The sequence below is a fragment of the Mesorhizobium sp. M0664 genome, from assembly GCF_040320565.1.
In the GTDB taxonomy this organism is placed as follows: Bacteria; Pseudomonadota; Alphaproteobacteria; order Rhizobiales; family Rhizobiaceae; genus Mesorhizobium.
Genome location: NZ_JAMYPW010000003.1, coordinates 325,152 through 350,685, shown reverse-complemented (window position 1 = coordinate 350,685; position 25,534 = coordinate 325,152). Strand labels below are relative to the sequence as shown.

At 62.9% G+C, this 25,534-nt stretch carries 24 protein-coding genes; 17 read left to right on the top strand and 7 right to left on the bottom strand.

All coding sequences use genetic code 11. The annotated features are described in order from the left end of the window. The first annotated feature begins 9 nt into the window (after positions 1-9). From ftsZ to NKI39_RS07145, 9 genes are all read left to right on the top strand, one after another. On the top strand, positions 10-1,680 hold the full coding sequence (gene ftsZ / locus NKI39_RS07185; protein ID WP_254818983.1) for a cell division protein FtsZ: 1,671 nt from the start codon (positions 10-12) through the stop codon (positions 1,678-1,680). Positions 1,681-1,959: 279 nt separating this feature from the next. Next, positions 1,960-2,907: a UDP-3-O-acyl-N-acetylglucosamine deacetylase gene (gene lpxC, locus NKI39_RS07180; RefSeq protein WP_352471566.1), complete on the top strand. Its 948-nt coding sequence runs from the start codon at positions 1,960-1,962 to the stop codon at positions 2,905-2,907. Between the two features lie 204 nt (positions 2,908-3,111). Next, positions 3,112-3,981, top strand: a complete 870-nt coding sequence (locus tag NKI39_RS07175; protein ID WP_352501057.1) for an outer membrane protein assembly factor BamD — start codon at positions 3,112-3,114, stop codon at positions 3,979-3,981. Positions 3,982-3,994: 13 nt separating this feature from the next. Next, positions 3,995-5,668 (top strand): DNA repair protein RecN, encoded by a 1,674-nt coding sequence (gene recN, locus NKI39_RS07170; RefSeq protein ID WP_352471568.1) that lies wholly within the window; start codon positions 3,995-3,997, stop codon positions 5,666-5,668. Between the two features lie 242 nt (positions 5,669-5,910). Next, entirely contained in the window at positions 5,911-8,118 is a 2,208-nt protein-coding gene (ligA, locus tag NKI39_RS07165; RefSeq protein WP_352831206.1) for an NAD-dependent DNA ligase LigA, read from the top strand. Next, positions 8,118-8,810 (top strand): DUF2461 domain-containing protein, encoded by a 693-nt coding sequence (locus NKI39_RS07160; RefSeq protein WP_352831205.1) that lies wholly within the window; start codon positions 8,118-8,120, stop codon positions 8,808-8,810. Before ligA ends, NKI39_RS07160 begins: the two co-directional genes overlap by 1 nt. A 122-nt stretch (positions 8,811-8,932) precedes the next feature. Continuing rightward, complete coding sequence (locus tag NKI39_RS07155; RefSeq protein ID WP_352501053.1) at positions 8,933-9,661, top strand: AzlC family ABC transporter permease; 729 nt, start codon at positions 8,933-8,935, stop codon at positions 9,659-9,661. After that, complete coding sequence (locus NKI39_RS07150) at positions 9,658-9,954, top strand: AzlD family protein (RefSeq protein ID WP_352501052.1); 297 nt, start codon at positions 9,658-9,660, stop codon at positions 9,952-9,954. The genes NKI39_RS07155 and NKI39_RS07150 overlap by 4 nt, the downstream gene beginning before the upstream one ends. 316 nt (positions 9,955-10,270) lie before the next feature. Continuing rightward, positions 10,271-11,161, top strand: coding sequence for a LysR family transcriptional regulator (locus tag NKI39_RS07145; RefSeq protein WP_352831203.1), 891 nt, complete (start codon positions 10,271-10,273; stop codon positions 11,159-11,161). Here the strand turns inward: NKI39_RS07145 and NKI39_RS07140 are convergent. Next, a complete protein-coding gene (locus NKI39_RS07140) occupies positions 11,151-12,995 on the bottom strand; it encodes an aminopeptidase P family protein (RefSeq protein ID WP_352767760.1) in 1,845 nt (614 codons plus the stop codon). The two genes, NKI39_RS07145 and NKI39_RS07140, sit on opposite strands and share 11 nt — an antisense overlap. A gap of 200 nt (positions 12,996-13,195) precedes the next feature. On the opposite strand from NKI39_RS07140, the gene NKI39_RS07135 reads away from it, so the two are divergent. Further along, complete coding sequence (locus NKI39_RS07135; protein WP_352450114.1) at positions 13,196-13,375, top strand: hypothetical protein; 180 nt, start codon at positions 13,196-13,198, stop codon at positions 13,373-13,375. 39 nt (positions 13,376-13,414) lie between these two features. On the opposite strand, the gene NKI39_RS07130 is transcribed toward NKI39_RS07135, so the two are convergent. Beyond that, on the bottom strand, positions 13,415-14,287 hold the full coding sequence (locus NKI39_RS07130; protein WP_352767762.1) for a 50S ribosomal protein L11 methyltransferase: 873 nt from the start codon (positions 14,285-14,287) through the stop codon (positions 13,415-13,417). 11 nt (positions 14,288-14,298) lie between these two features. After that, positions 14,299-14,877, bottom strand: a complete 579-nt coding sequence (locus NKI39_RS07125) for an SCO family protein (RefSeq protein ID WP_352831201.1) — start codon at positions 14,875-14,877, stop codon at positions 14,299-14,301. A 204-nt stretch (positions 14,878-15,081) separates the two neighbouring features. Between NKI39_RS07125 and NKI39_RS07120 the strand changes: the two genes are divergently transcribed. The 3 genes from NKI39_RS07120 (at position 15,082) to NKI39_RS07110 (ending at position 16,910) form a co-directional block, all read left to right on the top strand. Further along, on the top strand, positions 15,082-15,570 hold the full coding sequence (locus NKI39_RS07120) for a CreA family protein (protein ID WP_254818969.1): 489 nt from the start codon (positions 15,082-15,084) through the stop codon (positions 15,568-15,570). Positions 15,571-15,666: 96 nt separating this feature from the next. Beyond that, on the top strand, positions 15,667-16,308 hold the full coding sequence (locus tag NKI39_RS07115) for a DapH/DapD/GlmU-related protein (RefSeq protein WP_352471576.1): 642 nt from the start codon (positions 15,667-15,669) through the stop codon (positions 16,306-16,308). Positions 16,309-16,478: 170 nt separating this feature from the next. Next, positions 16,479-16,910, top strand: a complete 432-nt coding sequence (locus NKI39_RS07110) for a low affinity iron permease family protein (protein WP_031211766.1) — start codon at positions 16,479-16,481, stop codon at positions 16,908-16,910. A 69-nt stretch (positions 16,911-16,979) separates the two neighbouring features. Here the strand turns inward: NKI39_RS07110 and NKI39_RS07105 are convergent, their stop codons facing one another. Then, entirely contained in the window at positions 16,980-17,852 is an 873-nt protein-coding gene (locus tag NKI39_RS07105) for an SDR family NAD(P)-dependent oxidoreductase (protein ID WP_352831199.1), read from the bottom strand. A gap of 130 nt (positions 17,853-17,982) precedes the next feature. On the opposite strand from NKI39_RS07105, the gene NKI39_RS07100 reads away from it, so the two are divergent. Then, positions 17,983-18,264 carry a hypothetical protein gene (locus NKI39_RS07100; RefSeq protein ID WP_023676741.1) on the top strand — a complete coding sequence of 94 codons (282 nt, stop codon included), beginning with the start codon at positions 17,983-17,985 and terminating at the stop codon, positions 18,262-18,264. 7 nt (positions 18,265-18,271) lie between these two features. On the opposite strand, the gene NKI39_RS07095 is transcribed toward NKI39_RS07100, so the two are convergent. Further along, positions 18,272-18,847: a TMEM175 family protein gene (locus NKI39_RS07095; RefSeq protein ID WP_023676740.1), complete on the bottom strand. Its 576-nt coding sequence runs from the start codon at positions 18,845-18,847 to the stop codon at positions 18,272-18,274. Between the two features lie 156 nt (positions 18,848-19,003). Here NKI39_RS07095 and NKI39_RS07090 point away from each other — a divergent pair, with 156 nt between their 5' ends. Next, positions 19,004-20,212, top strand: a complete 1,209-nt coding sequence (locus tag NKI39_RS07090; protein WP_352831197.1) for an MFS transporter — start codon at positions 19,004-19,006, stop codon at positions 20,210-20,212. 9 nt (positions 20,213-20,221) lie between these two features. Here NKI39_RS07090 and NKI39_RS07085 read toward each other — a convergent pair whose 3' ends face one another. Continuing rightward, positions 20,222-21,694 carry an MATE family efflux transporter gene (locus tag NKI39_RS07085; RefSeq protein ID WP_352767769.1) on the bottom strand — a complete coding sequence of 491 codons (1,473 nt, stop codon included), beginning with the start codon at positions 21,692-21,694 and terminating at the stop codon, positions 20,222-20,224. Positions 21,695-21,885: 191 nt separating this feature from the next. Here NKI39_RS07085 and NKI39_RS07080 point away from each other — a divergent pair, with 191 nt between their 5' ends. Then, entirely contained in the window at positions 21,886-22,671 is a 786-nt protein-coding gene (locus NKI39_RS07080; RefSeq protein WP_352501044.1) for a L,D-transpeptidase, read from the top strand. Between the two features lie 146 nt (positions 22,672-22,817). On the opposite strand, the gene NKI39_RS07075 is transcribed toward NKI39_RS07080, so the two are convergent. Beyond that, the gene (locus NKI39_RS07075) at positions 22,818-24,296 is read right to left on the bottom strand and encodes an esterase-like activity of phytase family protein (protein WP_352831195.1); all 1,479 of its coding nucleotides are present in this window, start codon (positions 24,294-24,296) and stop codon (positions 22,818-22,820) included. A 247-nt stretch (positions 24,297-24,543) separates the two neighbouring features. Here NKI39_RS07075 and NKI39_RS07070 point away from each other — a divergent pair, with 247 nt between their 5' ends. After that, positions 24,544-25,533, top strand: coding sequence for a TIM barrel protein (locus NKI39_RS07070; RefSeq protein ID WP_352831194.1), 990 nt, complete (start codon positions 24,544-24,546; stop codon positions 25,531-25,533). Position 25,534 lies beyond the last annotated feature (1 nt).

Sequence of the window (25,534 nt, the reverse complement as noted above, 5' to 3'; positions counted from 1 at the left end):
ACGGAGACAATGACCATCAATCTGCAGAAGCCGGACATCACCGAGCTCAAGCCGCGCATCACCGTGTTCGGTGTCGGCGGCGGCGGCGGCAATGCCGTCAACAACATGATCACCGCCGGCTTGCGCGGCGTCGAGTTCGTGGTGGCCAACACCGACGCGCAGGCACTGACGATGTCGAAGGCCGAGCGGCTGATCCAGCTCGGCGCGCATGTCACCGAAGGTCTCGGCGCCGGATCGCAGCCTGAAGTCGGGCGCGCGGCGGCGGAGGAATGCATCGACGAGATCATCGATCATCTCTCCAACACGCATATGTGCTTCGTCACTGCCGGCATGGGCGGCGGCACCGGCACCGGGGCGGCTCCCGTCGTTGCCCGCGCTGCCCGCGAAAAGGGTATCCTCACCGTCGGCGTCGTCACCAAGCCGTTCCACTTCGAAGGCCAGCGCCGCATGAAGACGGCCGACATGGGTATCGAGGAACTGCAGAAATGCGTCGATACCCTGATCGTCATTCCCAACCAGAACCTGTTCCGGCTGGCCAATGACAAGACCACCTTCGCCGATGCCTTCGCGATGGCCGACCAGGTGCTCTATTCGGGCGTTGCCTGCATTACCGACCTGATGGTCAAGGAAGGCCTGATCAATCTCGACTTCGCCGACGTCCGCTCGGTCATGCGCGAAATGGGCAAGGCGATGATGGGAACCGGCGAGGCTTCGGGCGAGGGCCGCGCAATGGCCGCGGCGGAAGCCGCCATCGCCAACCCGCTGCTCGACGAGACCTCGATGAAGGGCGCCAAGGGCCTGCTGATCTCGATCACCGGCGGCCGTGACCTGACCCTGTTCGAAGTCGATGAGGCGGCAACCCGCATTCGCGAAGAGGTCGACCAGGACGCCAACATCATTCTGGGCGCCACCTTCGACGAGGAACTCGAAGGCGTCATCCGCGTGTCGGTGGTCGCCACCGGCATCGACAAATCGGCGGCCGAAATCGCTGCCGCGCCGATCGCCATCCGCGCGGCTCCGCCGAAGCCGGTCAGCCGCCCGGCGGCCCAGGTCACGGAAATGCGCCCGGCGCCTGTCCAGCAACCAATCTATGAACCACGTGCTGCCGACCCGGTCGCCGAGGCCATTCAGCTCGCCGAAGCGAATGCGGCAGCGATGGCGCAGGCCCGCCCGGCACCGGTCGCGCATGCGGAAGACTTCCGTCCGCAGAGCAAGATTTTCCAGGCGCCTCCCGCTCAACCGCAGCCAATGATGCAGCCAGCGGTTCAGCAAGCGATGCAGCCCGCTCCGCATCGTGAAATGCCGCAGCCGGTTGCCGCGGCACCCCAGCGCATGCCGCGGGTCGAGGATTTCCCGCCGCAGGTGAAGGCCGAAGTGGAAGCCAAGGCCCGCCCCGCCGACCACGAGAACAGCGGCCCGATGGGGTTGCTCAAGCGCCTGACCAACGGCTTGACCCGCCGCGAAGAGGAGCCTGCAAGACTGCAGCCGGCGCAGCCTCGCGAACCGAAACTGCGCCAGGCGCCGGCGGAAGTGCGCCGCCTAGCCAGCCAGGATCCGCAGCTTTACGCACCGCGCCGCGGCCAGCTGGACGAGCAGGGCCGCCTGACGCCGCAGAGCCGGGCTGTCCAGGAAGACGATCAGTTGGAGATTCCCGCCTTCCTGCGCCGACAAGCCAATTGATCTGTTAACGGTTCGTAACAGTTGTTAACAGGCGAGCAGGAAACTGTTCGCCTGTTAAAATTAAAAGCAATTTCAAAACAAGGACTTATGCGGCAATCCCGCGCTGGAGCGCGGTTACAACGAGTAAGAAACCGTGATTTGGAGTCTCCCTGCGGGACCATTATCTTCGCCACCGACCAAAGTCGGTTTGCTGGGAGTCTCGGGGAAGTGGCCCTGCCTGCCGATCAATCAAGAGCCGCGCCCTCAGGGCAGATGAAGCGGACCTAGGCAGCATGGGCTATGGGGATTGTTTTGCACGACTATCAGACGACACTTAAATCGCGTGCGACGCTGACCGGCATCGGCGTTCACAGTGGCAATCCGGTCACCGTCCATTTCCTGCCGGCGGACGCCGATACGGGTGTCGTCTTCCAGCTTTCGAATGCAAGCGGAAGCCACGAATTTCGCGCGCTCGTTTCCGAGGTCGGTGCCACCGACCTCTGCACGATGCTCGGCGATCCGCAGGGCGAGCACATTGCCACGGTCGAGCATCTGATGGCGACGCTTTTCGGGCTTGGGATCGACAATCTCGTCATCGAAATCGACGGCCATGAGGTGCCTATCCTCGACGGTAGCGCAGTGATGTTCATCGAGGCCATTGACCAGGCAGGCGTCGAAACGCTGCCGGTCAAGCGTCGCTACATCAGGGTGGTCAAGCCGGTTCGCATCGAGAACGGCGCCTGCTGGGCGGAGTTCCGGCCCTATGATGGCACGCGCTTCGAGATCGAGATCGATTTCGAAAGCCCGGCGATCGGGCGCCAGCTTTTTGCATCCGACATGAACGCCGACATTTTCCGGCGTGACGTCGCGCGGGCCCGCACTTTCGGTTTCATGAAGGACGTCGAGCGGCTGTGGGCGGCCGGCTATGCGCTCGGCTCCTCGTTGGAAAACTCCCTGGTGATCGGCGACGACAACCGCGTGATCAATATGGGAGGCCTGCGCTATCCCAACGAGTTCGCGCGCCACAAGACGATGGATGCGATGGGCGACCTGGCGCTCGCCGGTGCCCGGTTCATCGGCTGCTTCCGCTCCTATCGTGGCGGCCACAGGCTGAACGCAGCTGCGCTGCGCCGTCTCTTGTCCGACCGTTCGGCTTTCGAGATCGTTGAGACGACGCGCCGCGAGCGCGGGCGTACCGCGGAGATGAGCGCCGTCAACGCACCCCTCTATGCGCCCTGGATGATCTGATTCTTAAGGTCTTGCGGCTCCCGTTGCGGTCAAGCTGTGTTGCATGGATGCATCACCGGCCTGCCAAATTACACAGCTTTCCAGGTAGCGCCAAAGCGCCACAAAAATGTGCGATTGGCCGGGGATAGCGTTGCCGGGCAAGGCAATTATGGTTTATGGCTGCTGCCGTCGACTGAAATGACGCCGAAAGGGCGGAATCCAAACATGTTTTTCAAGCGAGTTGGTCAATCGAAGGCGCCGCGGCGGGCTGTTTTCCTGGCGCTTTCGGTGGTCGTTCCATCGCTGTTTCTGTCGGCCTGCATGTCGTCCGAGAAGGACGTCGATCTGTCGACCTATGTCGATCAGACCGAGCCGGCCGACGTGCTCTACAATCAGGGTCTCGCCAATCTGAATGCCGGGCGACTGCAGGAGGCAAGCCGCAAGTTCGATGCCGTCGACCGCCAGCATCCATATTCCGAATTCGCCCGCAAATCGATGGTGATGGGTGCCTTTGCCGACTACCGTCAGGGCAATTACGATGAGGCGATCGGTTCGGCCAAGCGCTACCTGACCCTCTACCCGTCGACCGACGATGCGGCCTATGCCCAATATATTATCGGGCTGAGCTACTACCGCCAGATCAAGGACGTCACCCAGGACCAGAAGGAAGCGCGTCTTACCGCGCAGACGATGCAGGATCTGGTAACGCGCTGGCCGACTTCCGAATATGTCGACGATGCCAAGGAGAAGATCCGCTTCGCCAACGATCAGCTCGCCGGCAAGGAGATGCAGATCGGCCGCTACTATCTCGAGCGCCGCGAATACATCGCGGCCGTTAAACGGTTCCGCAACGTCGTGGAGAACTATTCCAACACACGTCATGTCGAGGAAGCGCTGGCGCGTCTGACCGAGAGCTACTATGCGATGGGGCTGACGTCGGAAGCCCAGACCGCTGCGGCCGTGCTCGGCACCAACTATCCCGACAGCCAGTGGTACAAGGACTCCTACAAGCTCCTGCAGAGTGGTGGGCTCGAGCCGCGCGAGAATGCCGGATCGTGGATCTCCAAGGCCGGGAAGCTGATCACCGGCGCCTGAGCGGCGCGTCACCATGCTCTCCAGACTGTCGATCCGCGATATCGTTCTGATCGAGAAGCTGGACATCGACTTCTCGTCCGGCCTTTCGGTCCTTACCGGCGAAACCGGCGCCGGAAAATCTATCCTGCTCGACGCCTTGTCGCTGGCGCTTGGCGCCCGCGGCGACGCTTCGCTGGTGCGGCATGGCGCGGCACAAGGCCAGATCATCGCCGTGTTCGACGTGCCGCGCAACCACGCGGCTCGCATGTTGCTTGCCGAGAATGCCATCGAGGACGACGGCGAAATCATCCTGCGCCGCGTCCAGACGGCTGACGGCCGCACGCGCGTGTTCGTCAACGACCAGCCGTCCAGCGTGACGCTGATGCGCGACATCGGCCGTGCGCTGGTCGAGATCCACGGCCAGCATGACGAGCGCGCTTTGGTCGATCCCGGCGCCCATCGCGAGTTGCTCGACAGTTTCGGCGGCCATCTCGGCGCTGCTCGGGGAACCGGCGAGGCGTGGCGGCATTGGCGTACCTGCGAGCAGGAATTTTCACGGCACCGGGCCAAAGTCGAAGCAGCTGCCCGTGAGGCCGATTATCTGCGTGCAGCGGTCGCCGAATTGACCAGGCTCGATCCGCAACCTGGCGAAGAGACCGAGCTGGCCGAATTGCGCGCCTTGATGATGCGTGCCGAAAAGATCGCCTCGGAAATCCATGATGCGCAGGATGTGCTCTCGGGTCCGTCCTCGCCCTTGCCGCAACTGGCCAGCCTGCTCAGGCGGCTGCAGCGCAAGGTCACCGAAGCGCCCGGGCTGCTCGAGGATGTCGTCAAGTCGCTCGACGAGGCGATGCTGTCGCTCGACGCGGCGCAGTCGGGCGTCGAAGCAGCACTTCGCGCCACCGAATATGATCCGCAGCGGCTGGAGAAGGCTGAGGAGCGGCTGTTTTCGCTGCGTGCCGCCTCGCGCAAGCACAGCGTCGCCGTCGATGACCTGGCGCAATTGCGTGACACCATGGCTGCCGACCTTGCCGATCTCGACGCCGGCGAAGAGCGCCTGCAGGCGCTGGAGAAACAGGCTGCGGCGGCGCGCCAGGCCTATGACATTGCAGCGGCCCAGCTGTCGTCGCTTCGCCATGCGGCGGCTGTCGGGCTGAGCAAGGCGGTGATGGCCGAACTGCCGGCGCTGAAGCTCGAACGCGCCGAGTTCATCGTCGAGATCGCTAGCGATGCCGAGAGCCGCATGGAAGAAGGCATCGACCAGGTCGAGTTCTGGGTGCGGACCAATCCCGGCACCAGGCCCGGCCCTATGATGAAGGTCGCTTCCGGCGGCGAGCTTTCGCGCTTCCTGCTGGCGTTGAAGGTCGCGCTGGCTGATCGCGGGTCGGCGCCGACCTTGGTCTTCGACGAAATTGACACCGGCGTCGGCGGCGCGGTTGCCGACGCCATCGGCCAGCGGCTGGCGCGGCTGGCAAAACGCGTGCAGGTGCTTTCGGTCACGCATGCACCGCAAGTGGCGGCGCGCGCGGCGACGCATTTCCTGATCTCCAAATCGGGCGGTGCCGACAGGGTCTCGACCGGCATCGCCGAGATGGACCGGGCGGCACGGCAGGAAGAGATCGCACGCATGCTCGCCGGCGCCACCATCACCGACGAGGCGCGTGCGGCGGCCGAGCGGCTGCTGCGGGAGAACACCGCGGCAGCGTAGAGCTGTTCATCGTTTCACCGAAACGCCGAACCGCTCTACCTCTTTGTTTCTGCGCAGTTCCGGACGGAAAACCGTTTCACACTTTTCCTGGAATTGCTCCAGGCGAGTTCGTTTCCGGCGCTCGTGACCTGAGTCAGGGTATGGCGCCATCCTGCTGTTCAGGAATGATTTTCTGTGTCTGGTCTCTCCCTCATGAGAAAATCCTGTTCTATTGTGTCGCGCCACCGTGGAGGGAGCAGTGCATGGACGAAAAACCAGTCGATTCGCTCAGCGAAAGCGAGGCGGCAAGCGAGTTGAAGCGGTTGGCGCAGGAGATCGCCGAGCACGACCGGCGCTACCATGGCGAGGACGCGCCGATAATCACGGATGCGGAATATGACGCGCTGACCCGGCGCAACCTCGCCATCGAGCAGCAGTTCCCGCATCTTGTGCGCGAGGATTCGCCCTCACGCAGGGTCGGCGCGCCGCCGGCGGAAGGTTTTGCAAAGGTGCGCCACGCGGTGCCGATGCTCAGCCTCGCCAAGGCCTATACCGACCAGGACGTCGCGGACTTCATAGAACGGGGCCGGCGATTCTTTGATCGCGACAAGGAGCTGAACATCGCCTTCACGGCTGAGCCGAAGATCGACGGGCTATCGGCTTCCCTGCGGTATGAAGGCGGTGTGTTCGTGCAGGGCGCAACGCGCGGCGACGGCGTCGTCGGCGAGGACATCACCGCCAATCTCAAGACCATCGCCGATATTCCCAAGACCTTGAAGGGACCGGACTGGCCCGAGGTCATCGAAATACGCGGTGAGGTCTATATGACCTACGCGGAATTCGAGGCGCTGAAGCAGCGTTCGGCGGCGATAGGCGGCCAGGATTACGTCAATCCGCGTAACACGGCGGCCGGATCGCTGCGCCAGAAGGACCCGTCCGTTACCGCCAGCCGCAACCTCAAATTCTTTGCCTACGCCTGGGGCTATACTTCAAAGGATCCAGCTCCGACCCAATACGATTCCGTGCAAAAATTCGCGGAGTGGGGGTTCAAGGTCAGTCCGCTGATGGTCCGGGCAAAGTCGGTCGACGAACTGATCGCGCATTATCACCTTATCGAGGCCCAGCGCTCATCGCTCGGCTACGACATCGACGGCGTCGTCTACAAGGTCGACCAATTGGAGTTGCAGCGCAGATGGGGCTTCGTCACCGGCGAACCACGCTGGGCGATCGCTCATAAATTTCCGGCCGAACAGGCGATGACGACCGTGCTCAGGATCGACATTCAGGTCGGCCGTACCGGTACGCTGGCGCCCGTTGCCCGGCTTGCGCCCGTCACGGTCGGCGGCGTCGTGGTCGAAAATGTCACGCTTCACAACGAAGACTACATCAAGGGTCTGGACAGCAACGGCCAGCCGATCCGCGACGGCAACGACATCCGTATCGGCGACACGGTGGTCATCCAGCGGGCGGGGGACGTCATTCCGCAGATCGTCAGCGTCGTCGTCGACAAGCGTCCGCCAGATGCCGTGCCCTACGAATTCCCGCACAAATGTCCGATCTGCGGCTCACCCGCAACGCGCGAGATCAACGAGAAGACCGGCAAGGAGGATTCCCGCCGACGGTGCACCGGCGAGCTGATCTGCCCCGCGCAGGCCGTGGAAGGATTACGCCACTTTGTGTCGCGCGGCGCCATGGATATCGAAGGCCTGGGCGCTGAAAACATAGACCTGTTCTTCAATGCCGGGTTGGTCAAGACTGCCGCCGATATCTTCACCCTCCGGGACCGCCGTCCCGCCGTCACCAAGGCGCTGGCGGAGCGACGGGAGGAGCAGGCCAGGCAGCGTGAGGCCGCATCGGGCAAAACGCGCAAGAATGTACGCAGCGTCGAGGAACGCAACTATGACGGCCTCGACAAGCTCTTCGCTGCCATCGACGCCCGCCGCGAACCCGAACTCGATCGCTTCATCTTTGCGCTGGGCATCCGCCATATCGGCGAAACGACGGCCGCTGTGCTCGCCCGAACCTTCTCGACGATCGAGGAGTTGATCCGCATTGGCAAGGAGACAGCAGCAGCAGCCGATCCACACACCGTTTTTCCTTCAATCAACGGCATCGGCGATACCGTGATAGGCGCGCTTCGCGATTTCTTCGGCAATGAACGCAACGACGCCGTGCTTGAAGCGCTGCTCACACAGATCCACCCGAAGCCATACATTGTGAACGTCTCAGCCGATAGTGCGGTCGCCGGCAAGACAATCGTGTTTACAGGCACGCTGGAAAAGATGACGCGCCCCGAGGCCAAGGCGATGGCTGAACGTCTCGGCGCGAAGGTCGCCGGCTCTGTTTCCGCGAAGACCGATCTCCTGGTGGCAGGCCCGGGCGCCGGTTCCAAGCTGAAGGACGCGACCAAATTCGGCATCGAGGTGATCGACGAGGACACCTGGCTGCAGCGGATTGGCAAGGGCGGGTGATGGCGGCTGCGTTCAATGGATTTGGGCAAAAGGCCATTCCCTTCCTCAAGGCGCTGGATTTTCATCAGAGCCGGGAGTGGTTTTTGGAAAACCGCGATCTTTTTGAGCGCGACCTGCGCGATCCCTTCGGCGATCTGGTCGAGACGCTCTCCGAGCGCTTCACGGCATTGGGGCTCGGCCTGCGCGGCGACCGCAAGAAATCGCTGTTCCGGATTAATCGCGACGTGCGTTTTGCCAAGGACAAACGGCCTTACAACCAGCATTTGTCGGCGATCCTTTCGCCCGACGGCACCAAGATGGAACAGGGCGTGTTTTACGTCCATATCGGGCTCGATCGCTGCTTTGCTGCCGTCGCCTGGTGGCAGCCCGGACCGGACCTATTGCTGGCGCTGCGCAACGCGATCGCGAAGCGGCCCGCTGAATTCCGCACCCTCGTCGCGGCGCTGAAGAAGAATGGTCTCGAGCTCGACCCGGACGGCTGCATGAAGCGCACGCCGCGCGGCTTCGAGCATATCGCCGAGCCCGATCTCGCTACCGCGATCCGCAACCGGCATTTTGCCGTCCGGCACGCGATCGAGCCGGCGGATATCTACGGAGCTGGATTGGTCGACGAACTCGTCGACTTCGTCATGCTGGCAAAACCGCTGCTTGACTGGGGCAGGGCGATCGAAGGCAAGGCTTCGCCGCGCTAGGCTCGGAAGCGAGCTTGCCGCGACGCTTCAGCCATCATTTCCGCTGATCGTTTGCCTCAAGCAAATTGGTGTGACAAGCCGGGCCGCTCTCTCTACATACGGCCGTTCCCAAGGAGCGATCGATGTCGGCGGAAGCAATCTCCGAAAACGGAGCGAAAAGCGATTTCTGGGACGGCGTGCGGCTCAGCATGCCCGTCGTGGTGGCGTCGGCGCCGTTTGCGTTGCTGTTCGGAGCGCTCGCAGTCGACAACGGGTTTTCCGTGCTCGAAGCGTTCCTGATGAGCGCAACGGTGTTCGGCGGCGCCAGCCAGATGGTCGGCATCGAGCTGTTCGGCCAGCATGTCGCGCCGTGGCTGATCGTGCTGTCGATCTTCGCCGTGAATTTTCGCCATGTGCTCTATTCGGCTGGCATCGGCCGGCGCATTGCGCATTGGCCGCTGGTGCAGCAGGCGATAGGCTATTTTGTGCTGACCGATCCGCAGTTCGCGGTGGCCGAGCGCAAGGCGGAGGCCGGCGAGACCGTCGGGTTCACCTGGTATATGGGCCTTGGGCTGCCGGTCTATGTGTTCTGGGTCATCGAAAGCGCGCTCGGCGCGATGTTCGGCAAGCTTATTCCCGACACCCATGCGTTGGGCATCGATTTCCTGCTGCCGATCTATTTTCTCGGCCTGGTCATGAGCTTCCGCAAGCGGCCGCTGTGGCTGCCGGTGGTCGTCGCCAGCGCTGCCGCCTCCATTATTGCATACAAAACGGTCGGCTCGCCCTGGCATGTCTCCATAGGTGCGCTGGCGGGCGTGCTGCTCGCCGTCATCCTGCCGCCCCGCCACAGCGGCGTGGGGGCACGGCCATGAGCACGACCTTGTGGATCATCATCGCCGCTTCGATCGCGACCTATCTGACCCGCATCGGCGGTCATCTGGTGATCTCCCGCTTCGATCATATCCATCCGCGCGTCGAAGCCGGGCTCAGCGCCGTTCCGGCGGCGGTGCTGACGACGCTGGTGGCGCCGGCGGCCGTGAGTGCCGGGCCGGCGGAATGGGCAGCCTTGATCGTCGCCGGCCTGGTCTCGCTGCGTGGCGGCCTGATGGCGATGTTCCTGGCGGGTGCTGCCGTGCTGATCCTCGCCCGGCAGCTCGTCGGCTGATCGACTTTTGCCTTGGCGGCGAGAGCACACATGCGCTTTACCGCAGCGACTATTGCCGCGCCGACCCGCGACAGGCTCAGCCGGACCGCCTCCGATCTCTCCTGGTGGGCGCGACGCACGGCGTCGGTATAGAGCGCTTCGTGCTGCTTCGGCGTCAATGCGCTTAGATCGGTCGGCTGGATGCCGAAGGGCTTACGCGACATTTCCATCTCCCCTGGTTTGCCGTGTTGAGCGGCAGCTACACCGGCGATTTACGGGAAAGGCATAATCAGTTAAAATGAATAATTAAGATCGTTATGTTCTCCAGGAGAGATGTATGGATTTGGCCGATCTGCGCATCTTCCGCACGGTGGTGCGCGAGGGCGGAATCACCAAGGCGGCGGAAAAACTGTTTCGCGTGCAGTCGAACGTGACCACACGCATCCGGCAGCTCGAGGAGGATCTCGGCGTGCAGCTGTTTATCCGGGAGGGCAAGCGCCTGCACGTATCGCCGGCCGGTCACAAATTGGTCGGCTATGCGGATCGGCTGCTGGCGCTTGCGGAGGAGGCGCGAATAGCGATGCTCGATCCACGCCCGCGCGGCACGCTTCGCCTAGGTGCCATGGAGAGCACGGCCGCGGCACGGCTTCCTTGTCTGCTCGCCGATTATCACGCACGTTATCCCGAAGTGGAAATCCAGTTGCGCACCGGCAATCCGCAGGTTCTCGCGACCGCCATGCTTGCCGGCGAACTCGATGCAGCCTTCGCCGCCGAGCCGATCGCCGACGTTCCGTTCGAAAAGCTGCCGGCATTCCATGAGCAGCTGGTCATTGTCTCGGCGGCATCGCGCGTTTCGGTCGAAGACCACCTGGACATGCCCAAAACCATGATAGCCTTCGAGCACGGCTGCCCGCACCGCAAGCGGCTGGAACAATGGTACGCGCGTAGAGGGTTCATGGCCGAGAAAACCATCGAGCTTGGTTCATACCATGCCATCCTTGGTTGCGTGGTGGCTGGCATGGGCATAGCGCTGATGCCGAAAAGCGTGCTTTCGGGTTTTCCGGAAAGCCGCTGGCTAAAGCTGCACGAACTGCCCGCTGACGAAGACAATGCCGTCACGGTGTTGTTCTGGCGCAAGGGAGCCGGTTCTCCCAACGTCACCGCTTTGCAGGCACTGCTTGCGGAGCAAAGCCTGTCAACCGGCGTTGCCGCCGCGGCTATTGCTTGAAGTCGTGCGGCAGCGGCGCGGTTGCCTTTTCCAGCCAGGCCAGCGTTTCGCCGTCGAGCATCGGTCCGATCTCGGCCAGTACGCGCGCATGGTATTCGTCAAGCCAATGCAACTCGTCGCGGGTTAAAAGGTCCGATCGGACCAGCCGCTTGTCGATCGGCGCCAGCGTCAGTGTCTCGAAGCCGTGCATGGCGATGTCGCCGCCCTCGATTGCCTCGGCCGGTGTCACCAGAATCAAGTTCTCGATGCGGATGCCGTAGGAACCTTCCTTGTAATAGCCGGGCTCGTTGGAGACGATCATGCCGGCCAGCAGCTTTTCGGTGCCGGTCTTGGCGATACGCTGCGGGCCCTCGTGCACGGCAAGATAGGAGCCGACACCGTGCCCGGTGCCATGGGCGAAATCGCAGCCGTGTCTCCATAGCGCCAGGCGCGCCACTGCATCGATTTCGGAGCCGCGCGTGCCCTGGGGGAAGCGCAGCATGGAGATGCCGATCATGCCTTTCAGCACCAGCGTGAAGCGCTCGCGCATCTCCTCGGTTGGCGCGCCAATCGGAACCGTGCGGGTGATGTCGGTGGTGCCGTCCTGGTACTGCCCGCCGGAATCGAGCAGGAACAGCTCGCCATCCCCCAGCTTGCGATTGGTGGCGCGGGAGACGCGGTAGTGCATGATGGCGCCGTTAGGACCAGCGCCGGAGATGGTATCGAACGATACGTCGCGCAGCGGCATCTGCGTTTCTTCGCCGGTCTGACGGCGCGTCTCCTCAAGCCTGGTGACAACGGCGATTTCGTCGAGCGTGCCGGGCTTCTGGCGGTCGAGCCAGCACAGCAGCTTGGCGACCGCGGCGCCGTCGCGGCGATGTGCGGCGCGTGCGCCGGTGATCTCAGCTTTGTTCTTTGTTGCGCGTGGAATGCGGGCCGGATCGGGCACGGCAATGACGGTGCCGCCATTATCCTCGACCAGCATCCTGAGCTTGTCCGCCGCTAGAACCGGGTCCAGCGCGATTTTTGCGCCGCCCTTGGCCCGGGTGACGATTGCCGTTTCGAATTCACCTGGGTCGTGCAATTCGGCGAGCTGCGTCAGGTAGGCCGCGACGGTGCGCGAAAACTTGCGCTGATCCATGAAAAGCAGATGCGAGCCGTCGGCGGCGAGCACGGCAAAGCCGAGCGCCAGCGGTGTGTGCGGTACGTCGCCGCCACGGATGTCGAACGCCCAGGCAATGGAGGAGGGGTCGGTCAGCACGGCATGGGTGGCGCCGTCCTTCTCGATGGCCGCTGCCAGCCGCACCAGCTTGTCCTTGGCCAGTTCGCCGGCAAAGCCGATCGGGTGGATCTCGACCGGCGCCAGTGGCGGCCCGGGCTGGTCCTGCCAGATGGCGTCGATTGGATTTTGTTCGAGCGGCTCCAAAGTCGCGCCGGACTTCTCGGCCGAGGCCTTCAGCGCCTTGACGTCACTGATCGTATGGAGCCACGGATCGAAGCCCAACCGCACGCCCTTGCCGAGATTATCCTTGATCCAGTTGGCCGGCGGGTTGTCGACAAGGCTCTCGATCGAAAAGATGTCGAGGTCGACCTCCTGGCGCACCTGCAGCGTGTAGCGCCCGTCGACAAACATGACGGCGCGCTCGCCAAGCACAATGGCGACGCCGGCCGAGCCGCTGAAGCCGGTCAGCCATTTCAGCCGTGCCGAGCGGTCGGCGACATATTCGCCCTGGTGCTCGTCGGCACGGGGCACGATGAAGCCATCCAGCCCGTTCGCCGCCAACCATTGGCGCAGCATTGCCACGCGCGGCTTGCCAACGGCCGGATCGCCGGCGGAATCGAAGGTCTGGAACATGTCGGCTCTCCTCGAATGCTGGCGCGACCGTAGCGCATGACTTCGAAAATCGGAATCGATTTTCGGACCGATCATTCCCGGTTGCTGCGTGTCTCTTTGCGCATGGACGCCATGCAGAATCGACGATTTCAAAAAGCGTCAGCGGAGCTTACCTTCTTAATGTGGAGGAAAAGTCCTGTTGCCCTGCAAAGGAGACCGTCATGTCCACGATTTCACCTAGACGCGGATTTTTCAAAAACGCTGTGAAAGCGCTGATCGAAGCTCGCCAGCGCGAAGCGAGCCGGTATGTAAGCGGCGTTCTGCTTGGCTTTGACGACGAAACGCTGAAAGCTCACGGCTACGATCGCGAACAGCTGAAGAAAGCGGCGAACTCGCGCTAAGTCCGAGCGGATTCCGGCTTGCGTTGAAGGCGTCGCGCCTCAGCGCTTGAGGTGAATCGTCACCCAGCCCTCGCGGTGCAAGGTGCGGACGTGCCGGAATTTCTGGCCGACATAGGCCGCGATTACCGCATCGCGCTGGCGCTCGAGGATGCCCGACAAAACAATCGAGCCACCGAGCGCGATATGCTCCGCCATTTGCGGCGCCAGGCGCATCAGCGGCCGCGCCAATATGTTGGCGACGATCAAGTCGAAGGGCGCGCGCGCGGCAAAGATCGGGTGGTGGAATCCGGGCGCCGTCACTGTTTCGACGAGCCCCTTGACGTGGTTCAGCCGCGCATTGGCGGCGGCCACCTTGACGGCGACCGGGTCGATGTCGGTCGCCAGCACCGGTATATGCGCGAGCCTGGCCACTGCGATCGCGAGCACCGCGCTGCCGGTGCCAAGGTCGAGCGCGTTGCGCGGATGCTCGCGCCGTACGACCTGCTCCAGCATTTCGAGGCAGCCGGCGGTGGTGCCGTGATGGCCGGTGCCGAAAGCAAGGCCGGCCTCGATCTCTATGGCGATTTCGCCGCTGTGGCGCTTCCTGCGGTCATGCGCGCCATGGACGAAGAAGCGCCCGGCCCGCACCGGCTTCAATCCCTCCAGCGAGCGCGCCACCCAGTCGATGTCGGGCAGCGTTTCGCGCGCTATAGGCTTCGACAGCGACAGTCCGGCAAGTACATCCCTGAGCCGCGCCTCGACCGCATCGACGTCGTCGCCGGCATAGAGCGACACTTCGTGGATGTCGCGGTCCTCGTCGACCTCGAGCACTGCAATCGGCAGGCCCTCATCGTCGAACGCCGCACCGAGCGCCGCGAAGATGCGATCAGCCTCGATCTTGCCCGCGGTGAAATACAAACGCGTCTGCGTCATTACCGGATGTGTCAACCTTCCGCCGCCAGCCGTTTGAGCTTGGCGATGGCGGCGTCCGGGCTTTCGCCATAGGCAATAGTGCCGGCGAAATCGCCCTTGGCATTGAGCAGCAGCACCGAAGCGGTGTGGTCCATCGTGTAGTCGCCGTCGTTCGTGTCGACTTTCTTCCAGTAGATGCCGAAGGACTTGGCCATGGCGTGGACCTTATCCGGATCGCCTGATATGCCGAGGATGCGATCGGAGAAATTGCTGACATAGGTGTTCATGATTTCCGGCGTATCGCGCTCCGGGTCGACCGTAACGAAATAGGCACGCAGGTTCTTGCCGTCGTCGCCCATCGTCTTCAGCCAGCCGGCCAACTCGAAAAGCGTGGTCGGGCAGACTTCCGGACAGTGCGTGAAGCCGAAGAAGACCACGCTGGGGTGGCCGCGAAACGCGGCTTCGGTGACCGGCGCGCCCTTCTGGTCGACCAGCGTGAACGGTGCTCCGAACGGCTCGCCGCTATAATGTCCGCGGTACCAGTCGAAGGTGAGCCAGCCGATGCCAGCGGCCATCAGGACGAGAATACCGACCAGAATTGAACGCATCATCAGTGAAGTCCGTCGTTATTTCCATCGGGCGCCGGGTTGGCGCCGTGAAGGCCCTGGCTTGGCGAACACTCTTAGCGGTTCGGTCGCGCCGACGCAAAGATGTCGCGTTGCCGCAACCGGCAATCCTGTGGGAGGCGATCTGCTTGCAAAGCGCTGCCGTTCGTCCCACCTGAGGTCGGCAAATTCGAACCGCAGGAGGCCTCTTTGCGAAAACTGATTGGCGGTGCGTTAGCCGCATGCCTGGTCATTGGCGCCGGCGCGGCCGCCGCCGAGGAAGTCGGCAAGGTCGGCGTCGATTGGCTCGGCAACGATATCATCGTCGAGGCGATCAAGGATCCGAAGGTCGAGGGCGTGACCTGCCACGTCTCCTATTTCGACCGTGGCATGATCGACCGCCTGCAGAAAGGCAACTGGTTCGAGGACCCGTCCGATTCCTCGATCTCCTGCCGCCAGACCGGGCCGATCACCATTGGCGACATCGACATGAGCGAGGCCGGCGAGGAGGTGTTCAAGCAAGGCATCAGCCTGATCTGGAAAAAGCAGGTGGTGAACCGCATCTACGACAAGGCCAACGAGACGCTGATCTACCTGTCGCATTCGCGCCAGGTGCAGGATGGCTCGGCAAAAATGTCGGTCACCACCGTGCCGCTCTACGGCCAGAACGTGGTGTGGACCAGCGGCAAGCCGAAATAGAGACTGAAGGTGCTACGGGGTCCTTGGCGCGTCCAAACGGATGCGCGGCGCTGCACTCGGCTTGCGAGACTATGCGCGCGGGCGTAAAGCGCCCGCATGGACCGTCCTGAACACCTTGTCCTAAAAGATCCCGAGCCGCGCATCCATCCGACGGCGGAGCTGAAGGCGTGCAAGCTTGGACGTTATGCGTCGATCGGCGAGCGCGTCATCCTGCGCGAGGTGATGGTCGGCGACTTTTCCTACTTCGAGCGCCACGCCGAGGCGATCTATACGACGATCGGCAAATTCTGCTCGATCGCCGCCAACAGCCGCATCAATGCGCTGGAGCATCCGGTCGAGCGGCTGACGCAGCACAAAATCAGCTATCGGCCCAACGAGTACTTCCGCTGGCTGGGTGTCGATCAGGCATTCCGCGACCGGCGGCGGGCGAGAGCCGTCAGCATCGGCCACGATGTCTGGATCGGCCATGGCGCCGTGATCATGCCGGGCGTGGCGATCGGCAATGGCGCGATCGTCGGTGCCAACTCGGTGGTGACGCGCGACGTGCCGGCCTATGCAATCGTCGCCGGCGTTCCGGCCACGCCATTGCGGCAGCGCTTCAGCGCGGGAACTGCGGCCCGGATCGAACGTCTTGCCTGGTGGGACTGGCCGGTCGAGAAACTGGCCAGGGCAGTCCCCGACATGCAGGCCTTGCCCATCGAGGCTTTCCTCGACCGCTGGGAAAACGGCGCCCCCTGACTTCGGGGCGTATCTGCAAGCGGTCCGACGGCCTGCGCGATCTGCTCCTCCAACAATGTACCCGCGATCTTCCGCCACGAGGGAACCAGGAGCGGCTGCCAACTGTTTCTGCAGACACAATGAACTCGGCTTCCGTCCGGGTTCGTCGCCCGGCTGTTGAGGGAGTTTGAATGATTGAGAAGCTTTTCACCAGGATCGCCAACAACGTCGCCCATTTTGCCGGCCTGCCGCCGACGTTTGCCGTCTGTTTCCTGATCATCGTCGTCTGGGCGGCAAGCGGGCCGATGTTCGGCTTTTCGGACACCTGGCAGCTCGTCATCAACACCGGCACGACGGTCGTCACCTTCCTGATGGTGTTTCTCATCCAGAACACCCAGAACCGCGATGGCGCCGCGATCCAGGCGAAGCTCGACGAATTGATCCGGGTCAGCACAGCCCAGAACACCTTCATCGGTATCGAACACCTGACTGAGACCGAGGTCGAAGAGATCCGCAAGAAATGCGAACAGGCAGCGAAGCGGCATGATCAGAAGCTTGCCGAGTTGGCAGCCGAGAAAGCCATGGCGAAGAAGCGGAACACGAAGAAGCACGCAGCGGCGTGATATAAAGGTCCGGCGCATACCTGCGAAGATCGGATCCGATTCTTTGCTACGGTGATCTTCGGTTCGGGATCATGCGCTGCGTGTCATGAATGCCGCGAAAGCATCCTTGTAGTCCGGATGCCAGCGCGACAGAGCAGGACGGTTCTCAATGATATCGCCGATTGCCCAGGCCATGCGCTTTTCGTCCATGGGCCGGGTCGCCTCGTTATCGGGACACAGGATGTAGAAATCGCCACGCAGCAGCGAGGCCAGCATGAAGTCGATGACCTGCTCGCCGGTCCAGGCTCCGGCCGGCTTTTCGGTGGCGCCTTCGGTCAGGCCGGTAAAAGTGAACCCCGGAATGAGCAGATGCGCCGCGACATTGGCGCCGGGCTCATTGCGCAGCGCGTGTGCAAGGCCCTCGGTATAGGTTTTCACGCCGGCCTTGGAGACGTTGTAGGCAAGGTTTCCGGGCGGCGTGGTGATGCCTTGCTTGGAGCCGGTGTTGACGATCAGGCCGGGCTTTCCCGCCGCCAGCATGCGCGGCGCGAAGGCCTCGACGCCATGGACGACACCCCAGAAATTGATGTCCAGCAGTCGCTTCCAGGCGTCACGGTTCTCCCAGGGCTTGCCGGGGTTGTTGCCGACGCCGGCATTGTTCATCAGCAGCGAGACGTCGCCGAAAGTGCCGGATGTCCGTTCGGCCAGCCGGTCGAGGTCTTGGGCCTTCGAGACATCGGTGGCGACGGCAAGCACGGCGCTCTGCCCGCCGATAGCAGCGACGGCGCGGGCAGCCTCATCAACGCGTTCGCCGCCGATATCGGCCAGCACGATCTTCATGCCCATCGCCGCCAGCCGTTTGGCAGCGGCAAGGCCGATGCCGCTGGCCGCGCCGGTGATGACGGCGACATTGCCGGAGGCAAGTGCGGGCAGGGCGGTCTGGATCTCGGCGTCGGTGGTCATGATTTTCTCCTGTTCTGGCCGCGGCGAACTTAGCGCGGAAAAAGGCTCGCGCAAGCCGGTCCCGGCATCTTCGGGTTGACCGCATCGGCGGGCGCTGCGCATGCTGATATCGAAAAAGGAGACCTGACGATTGACCGACTGGATCGAGATCCTGAAAGAACAGACCGCCACCGGCGACCAGATGAGCCGCGAAGTACCGCAGATGCTCGCCAATCCCGACATCAGCGAAGCGCAAGTTATGACGCTGTTTTCGGCGCTCGAAAAACAGGCCGAATTCGTCGAAAAGCTGCGTATGGCGCTGGAAAAATTCGGCCATGATTTTTCAGTGATCAAGGCGGCCGAGCGGCTGGAGGAGCGCTACGCCGACCTTGCCGCTTCGGTAGCGGAAAAGCTGAAAGCAATGCGAGGCTAGACGGGGCCTATTTCTCGATCAGCCGCTCGAAGCGTCTGTCCGGCACGAACCAGATCATCGCCACCAGGACATAGATCGAGACACCGATCCAGTGATTGACGAAGGTCAGCGCGATGGCGGAAAGATAGAGGACCAGCGAGATCTTTCCCTTGAGGTCATTGCCCAACGCCCTGGCGAAGAGAGTCTCGTTGCCGTGCAGTCGATGCAGGGCCATGGTGAGGATGTTGAAGCCGATGGCGCAGAGCGCCAGGTCGACGCCATAGACAGCAACCGGCACCGGCGCGAAATGGTTCTCACCCATGAAGGCTGTCGTCGCCGGCATCAGCGATAGCCAGAACAGCAGGTTGAGGTTCGCCCACAGCACGCGGCCGTCGACCCGCTGCACGGTATGGAACATGTTGTGCAAATTGTTCCAGTAGATGCCGACATTGATGAAGGACAGCACATAGCTGAGGAAGATCGGCCAGAGTGGTGCCAGCGCGGAAAAATCCTCGCCATGCGGCACCTTCAATTCCAGCACCATGATGGTGATGATGATGGCGACCACGCCATCGGTGAATGCCTCGACTCGTCCCTTGCCCATGAATCTCCCCTGACAATCCGCTGAAGTTAAAAGAGGATCTCGCTCAGCGCCATCGGCAAAGCTGCCAAACTTGTCAGGAGCAAGCCGGGGAGGGGGAACGGCTGACGCGAAAAAGGCGTTAGGATGTCAGATCCCGAACAGCAAAAGGTCGAAAAAATGACCGCTCACGCTCAAGTCATGACGCGCGATTACGAACTCGGCGGCCGCGCTGCAGCGGCCACCGTGGCCGCTATGATCGCGGCTCTTTTCGCCGGCAGCACGGCGCTGACGCCGCTTTACATCATCTACAAGCAGGTCTTCGGCTTCTCACAGATCACTTTGACGCTGGTCTACGCCGTCTATGTCATCGGCAATCTGGCGGCGCTGCTGATGTTGGGGCGTGTGTCCGATGTCATCGGGCGCCGTCCAATGGCATTGGCCGGGATGGCGGTGGCCGTGGTCAGCGCGGTGGTTTTCCTGTTCGCCGAAAATGTCGCATGGCTCGACATCGCCCGAATTCTGAGCGGACTGGGAATCGGCGTCGGCGCGGGCACCGGCACCGCCTGGCTCGCCGAATTGCTCCCGACCGACGACAAGTCACAGGCGGCGACGATTGCCACCAGCACCAATTTTCTCGGCCTCGGCCTCGGTGCGCTGGGAGCCGGGTTGCTCGCCGAATACGCGCCTTGGCCGCTCAGGCTGACATTCGTCGTCTACCTGGCGATGCTCGCGACTGTAACCCTGCTGGTCTGGCGCACGCGGGAAACCGTTTCGCGGCCGGGGAAACTGGCTGACGTTTCGATGCGGCCGCGCCTTTCCGTGCCCGATGCCATCCGCGCAAATTTCGTTGCGCCGGCGGTGACCGGCTTTGGCGCAATGGCGCTGGTCGGCTTTTATGCAGCACTCGCACCGAGCATTTTGGCGCAGCAACTGCAGGTAACCAACCATGCCGAAGCCGGCGCTCTGTTCTTTGAATTGGCGATCGTGACGGCCGCCACCATTGTAGCGACGGCACGTCTTTCGAGCCGAGCCGCGATGTTCGCGGCGCTTGCGCTGATGATCCCAACCGTCGCGCTGATTGTTGCGGCGCAGGTCTTCGCCTCGATGACCATAATGATTGCCGGCACCGCCTTGTGCGGCGTGGCGGCAGCGCTCGGCTATCGCGGCGGCTTGCAAGTGGTGAACGAGATCGCGCCGGCGGACCGGCGCGCCGAAGTCGTCTCGGCCTTCTTCATCTGCTGTTTTTGCGGCAACGCGCTGCCGGTCATCGGCATCGGCGTTCTGTCGACGGTGGCAGGTGCGACCGCGGCAAGCCTGGCCTTTGCCGGCATGATTGTCGTCTTTTCCCTGGTCGCTCTCGGGTTTGGCGCGAAATACGCGCGCTGAGCCGACCTTTCAGCCGTTCGGTGTCTCGGGCGAAAGGTGCGCGCGCTGGCGCGGTACGCCGAGGCCGGTATCCGGCGGTTCGCCGGCAGCCGGCCGGCTCTCGATCATGTGCAGGCTGCGCCAGCGGCCGAAGCGATAATAGGCCGCGGCCAGCACGAGCGAGGTTACAGAGCCAGCCGGAAAGCTCCACCACAGAGCTTCCTCGCCGATCACGCTTCGGAAGAAATAGGCGAAGCTGGTGCGCACCAGCAGCACCGAGATCACCAGGATGATCAGCGGCGGCATCACCGCGCCGGTGGCACGCACGGTGGCGAAGAGCACGATGGTGATGCCGAACAGGATGAAGGACCACGACGCGATCTTGTTAATGTGAGTGGCGATGTCGATTGCTGCACTGTCGCTGCCAAGGAAGAGGCTGAGCACCGCGCGATCGAATACGAACAGCAGCGCGACGAGCATCCCGGTGAGCACAAGGTTGAAGCCGACGCCGGAGGTGGCGATGCGTCCAATCCGGTCCCAGCGCCTGGCGCCGACATTTTGCGCCGCCATGGACGACACCGCGGCGCCGATGGCGAGCGCCGGCATCTGGATATAGGTCCAGAGCTGTGCGGCTATGCCGTAGGCAGCCGCGACCTGCGAGCCGTACGAGTTGACCATGCCCATCACCGTCAGCGCCGCGGCCGAAACGACGATCATCTGCAGGCCCATCGGCACGCCCTTGAAGACGACGATGCGCAGCAGCGCCGGGTCCGGCCGCAGCAGAGCGAGATTAGCGCCGGCCAGCCGCAGCGGGTGCTTGCGCGCATAAAGCACGATCAGGATGGCAACCACGCTTACCGTCTGGCCGATCAGCGTCGAGGTGGCCGAGCCGGCGATGCCGAGTTCGGGGAACGGGCCGATGCCGAGGATGAGCAACGGGTTCAAAACGACGTCGAGCATGACTGCCAGCGCCATAAAAAGGAAAGGCGTGCGCGAATCGCCGGCGCCGCGCAGCACCGTCATGACGAAGGACAGCAGGTTCATCATCGGCACGGCGAGGAAGATGATGCGCAGATAGGAGCGCGCCAGCGGCAACGCGTCGGCCGGCGTGCCGAGCGCATCGAGGATCGCATCGACCCAGATCCAGCCGCAGACCGCGAACACCACCGAGACGAGGAAGAAGAAGGTGGCGCTGGTTCCGACGATGCGCCGGGCTTCGGGCAGGTCACGAGCGCCGACGGATTGTGCGACCAGGATGGTCGCCGCCATGCCGATGCCGAAGACGGTGCCGAGGATGAGAAACAGCACGAGGTTGGCATTGGACGTGGCGGTCAGCGCCGCTTCACCGAGGAAACGGCCGACCCACACGGCATTTATCGAGCCGTTGAGCGACTGCAGCACATTGGAGCCGAGCACCGGCAGGGCAAACAGCAACAGGGTGCGCGGGATAGGCCCACTGGTGAGGTCGCCGGTCTGCCGGCGCGGGGGCATGTTGTCGTCCATGGCAGGCAACTCGGCGAAGGCTTGTCTGAGTCCGCAATGATTGCCGATTTAACGGGAGAGGTCGATGCGGCGCTGTAAATTCCGCCTGGCGTGCCTTGATCTAAGCATTTCTCAACCTTCCGGAATCGTATATTGATCCCGCACGCGTGGGGCCGCATTTTCCTGGATCTCATGGGTAGGCCGGGGGGCTCATGTCCGATATTCCGTTGTTTTTTGAGCGCCTGAACCGGCGCGCCTTTCTTGGTGCATCCGCTCTGGGCGCGGCCTCCGTGGCTCTTTCGTCGTGCACTACGACGGACGTGGCGGCGCCGGTGCCCGCGGCACCAAGCGATCCGGCTTTCGGCGATGCCGCAAGCATGTATGCCGCGCGCATGGACGAGGGCTATCAACTGCCGGCAATCCCGGTAGCCAAGGTCGATCCGAAATTCGTGCGTCAAATCGTGGCCGACCCGACTGGAGAAAAACCCGGCACGATCGTCGTCGATACTTCCGAGCACTTCCTCTATCTGGTGCGCGACGGCGGCAAGGCAATTCGCTATGGCGTCAGCCTCGGCAAGGCCGGTTTCGGATGGACCGGCAGCGCCGTGGTACAGGCGAGGAAGAAGTGGCCGGTCTGGACGCCGCCGCCGGAAATGATCCAACGCCGGCCGGAACTGGCGAAATACAAGGACGGCATGCCGCCCGGCCCGCAGAGCCCGCTTGGTGCCCGCGCGCTGTATCTCTTCCGTGACGGCAAGGACACGATGTATAGGCTGCACGGCACGCCGGAGTGGGATTCCATTGGGAAGAACGCTTCCTCCGGCTGTGTGCGCTTCATGAATCAGGACATTATCGACCTCTACAGCCGCGTCGACGGCGTCGCGCCGGTCTTCGTGCGCCCGAACCTGTCGGCCGCCGGGAAGATCGCCGCCGTGTCGAACAGGACGGCCGAGCCGATCGATGCCGGCGTGCCAAAGGACGCGGAGATGTTGAGGTAAGTGCCTTCGACTGGATCGTCAGTCGCAGGTTTTGCAACGCACTGGGACACCGTCCTTGCGCGGGCGAGCCGCAACTGAAGGGCACGACCGCTCAATCGCGCCAGCTCAGGCGGACGCGTTCCGCGCGTCCGCCTGTATGGGTGCCGCTACTTCTTGGCGAGGCCTGGGAGCGTGACCTGATAGACCAGGAACATGGTGTCGACATCGGCGCCATCCTCGGCCTTGTAGGCCGCGCCTACCTGGAAGCCGTCCTGCGTGAGGAAGTCATTGTCATTGGCGACGAACAGGAAATAGTCGTCGGGCAGTGTCGGATCGAGGACGCTCACCACCGACATCGCCTCCCACTTCTCCGAAAGGTTGTTGCGGTCGTTGGGCGCGCCATTGTGCAGCCCGAAGCGGCCGAGCTCGGTCTTGTCGTTGATGTCAATGAGCGGCGTCAGCTTGGCCGGCGTCACCGATGGATCGAGCTCACCCTTGGGCGCCAGCGGCTTGTCCTTGTCGAATTCTGTGCCGGCGACATCGGTTGCCGCAGACAGATCGACGACGCTGATCTCGCGGTGGAGCGAGGTGTCGCCCTTCAGCCCCTGGCCATTGCCGCTGTCGCGCGCCAGCATCAGGAAGGTCTTGTCCGACAGCGCCACGATTTCGCTCTGCGCGGCGATCTTGGTTTTGCCCTTGGCATCGGTGAACATCGGCAGCGGCACGACATATTCATGCGCGAGCTTGAGCTGGCCGGGATCCGAGGCATCGTAGACCAGCGCGCGCGTGTTCTGACGCGTCGAGGCGGAATCGCCGCCATCCTGCCTTGGGGCCGACTGCAGCACGGCAATCAGGAACTTCCCGTCCGGCGTCAGCGCCATGCCTTCGAGGCCCTGGTTGTTCTGACGGCCGGTTTCGGGATCCTTCGGATCTGGGTCTGCCGCGCCAAGTCCCGGATTGTTGGAAGCAAAGTTTGGCGTCCCGTGACGCATCGGGACAAGCGCCGCCGGCGGCTGCGTTGCCGACATCAGACGCCCATCGGCGGAGAAGCGGTAGATGTTCGGACCGTATTCGTCCGAGATGAACAGCGTGCCGTCGGGCAGCCGCGCGATCGCTTCGTTATCGAGCGCGAGCTTGCCGTTGGCTTCGGGCAGGATCGGCATGTCGTCGGTCGCGGCACGCACGCCGTTGAGCGGATCGAGGCCGGTTGCGTCGGTACCCTTGTCGTCGGTCAAAAGGATGGTGTCTGCAAGCGTCGCCTTGAGGCCCGATTGTTCCTGGCCGGTGGCCGGTGCCGCACCCGGCGCGATCGGGGCGAACTCGATGGCGATCGTGTTGAGGCGCGGACGGTAATCGGTGGTGCCGACGACATTGTAGCCGCGATCCGGCAGCAGCCATAGCGAGCCCTTGTAGCCATCGGCGCCATGTGTCCAGCCGGCAGCGTCGATCGACATGCCCGAGCCCGAGCCAAACGTCTCGCCGAACTTGTCCTTCTGGCTGGCCGGGATGCGGCCGACACCGACCATGCCCTTGTTGACGAAGCTGACGCCGCCGACGGTCGCGGCGTTTTCTGCCAAGGCCGGGGTCAAGGCGGTGAACATCGCCAGCGCGACGGCGAGGGACGCGGTTCGGTGCAGGTTTTTCATGGGTATCCTCTTTGAGACAAAGCTGCCGGGATCTGAAAAAGCGCCGCGTCGCATCAAGGATGCCGCGAAAGCCTTCGGAGAAGCGATCTAGGACGCGAACATGATACTTGCGTGACAGTGCCGCGCTTGCTTGTCCCCCGTGGTCGCAACTGGCCTGGGTATGGCGAATTCGTCGTCGCCGAGCGAGCAATTAACAACTTTACAAATAATCGTTCTAATGTAAAGTTATGACAATGAAAGGTCCCCGATGACTGCCTATCGTTTCGCCACCCGCCTCAATTCCTTTGCCTCGCGGCCACAGGCCGAGTGGCCCGATCTTGTCGGCAAACCGTCCATGCTGCAAATGGCGGCACGTGCGGCGAAGGTTGCGGAGTTGACCGATCTCGACCTCAACTTCCCCGACCATGTCGATGAAAAGCCTGCGGAAATAGCGCGCAAACTCGGCGATATCGGGCTTTCCATCAATGGTTTCGCCATGCGCTACTATTCCAATCCGGCTTTCAAGCTCGGCGCCTTCACCAACCCGGATCCTGCCATTCGCCGCGAAGCCATCGACCTGACCAAGGCCGGCATCGACGCCACGCGCGAGGCGGGCGCCAGCCTGATGACCTTGTGGCTCGGGCAGGATGGCTTCGACTATGCCTTCCAGGTGGACTACGCAGCGCTCTGGCAACACGAAATCGATGGCATTCGTGAAGTTGCGGCGCATGATCCGGGCTGCCAAATCAGCCTTGAATACAAACCCAACGAGCCGCGCTCCTACAGCCTGATGCCAGATGCGGCGACTACATTGCTGGCGATCCGCGAGATCGGCCTGCCAAATCTCGGCGTGACGCTCGATTTCGCCCATGTGCTCTATGCCGACGAGCAGCCGGCCTTTGCCGCAGCACTCGTGGCGCGACACAGCAAGCTGCTCGGCGTGCATCTCAACGACGGCTACGCCAAGCGCGACGACGGCCTGATGGTCGGGGCCGTGCATACGCTGCAGACGATCGAGCTGCTCAGGCAGATCCGTCGAGACGGCTATGCCGGCGCCATCTACTTCGACACGTTCCCCGACATGACCGGGCTCGACCCGGTCCACGAATGCGAAGTCAACATCGCGACTGTCAAGCGCATGCTGCGCTTCGTCGATCGGCTGGAAAAGGACAATCGCCTGTCCAGTGCCGTCGACCGTCAGGACGCGGTCGCCTCGCAGGCCATCATCCAGGAAGCCATGCTCGGGCCGGACAGCTGAG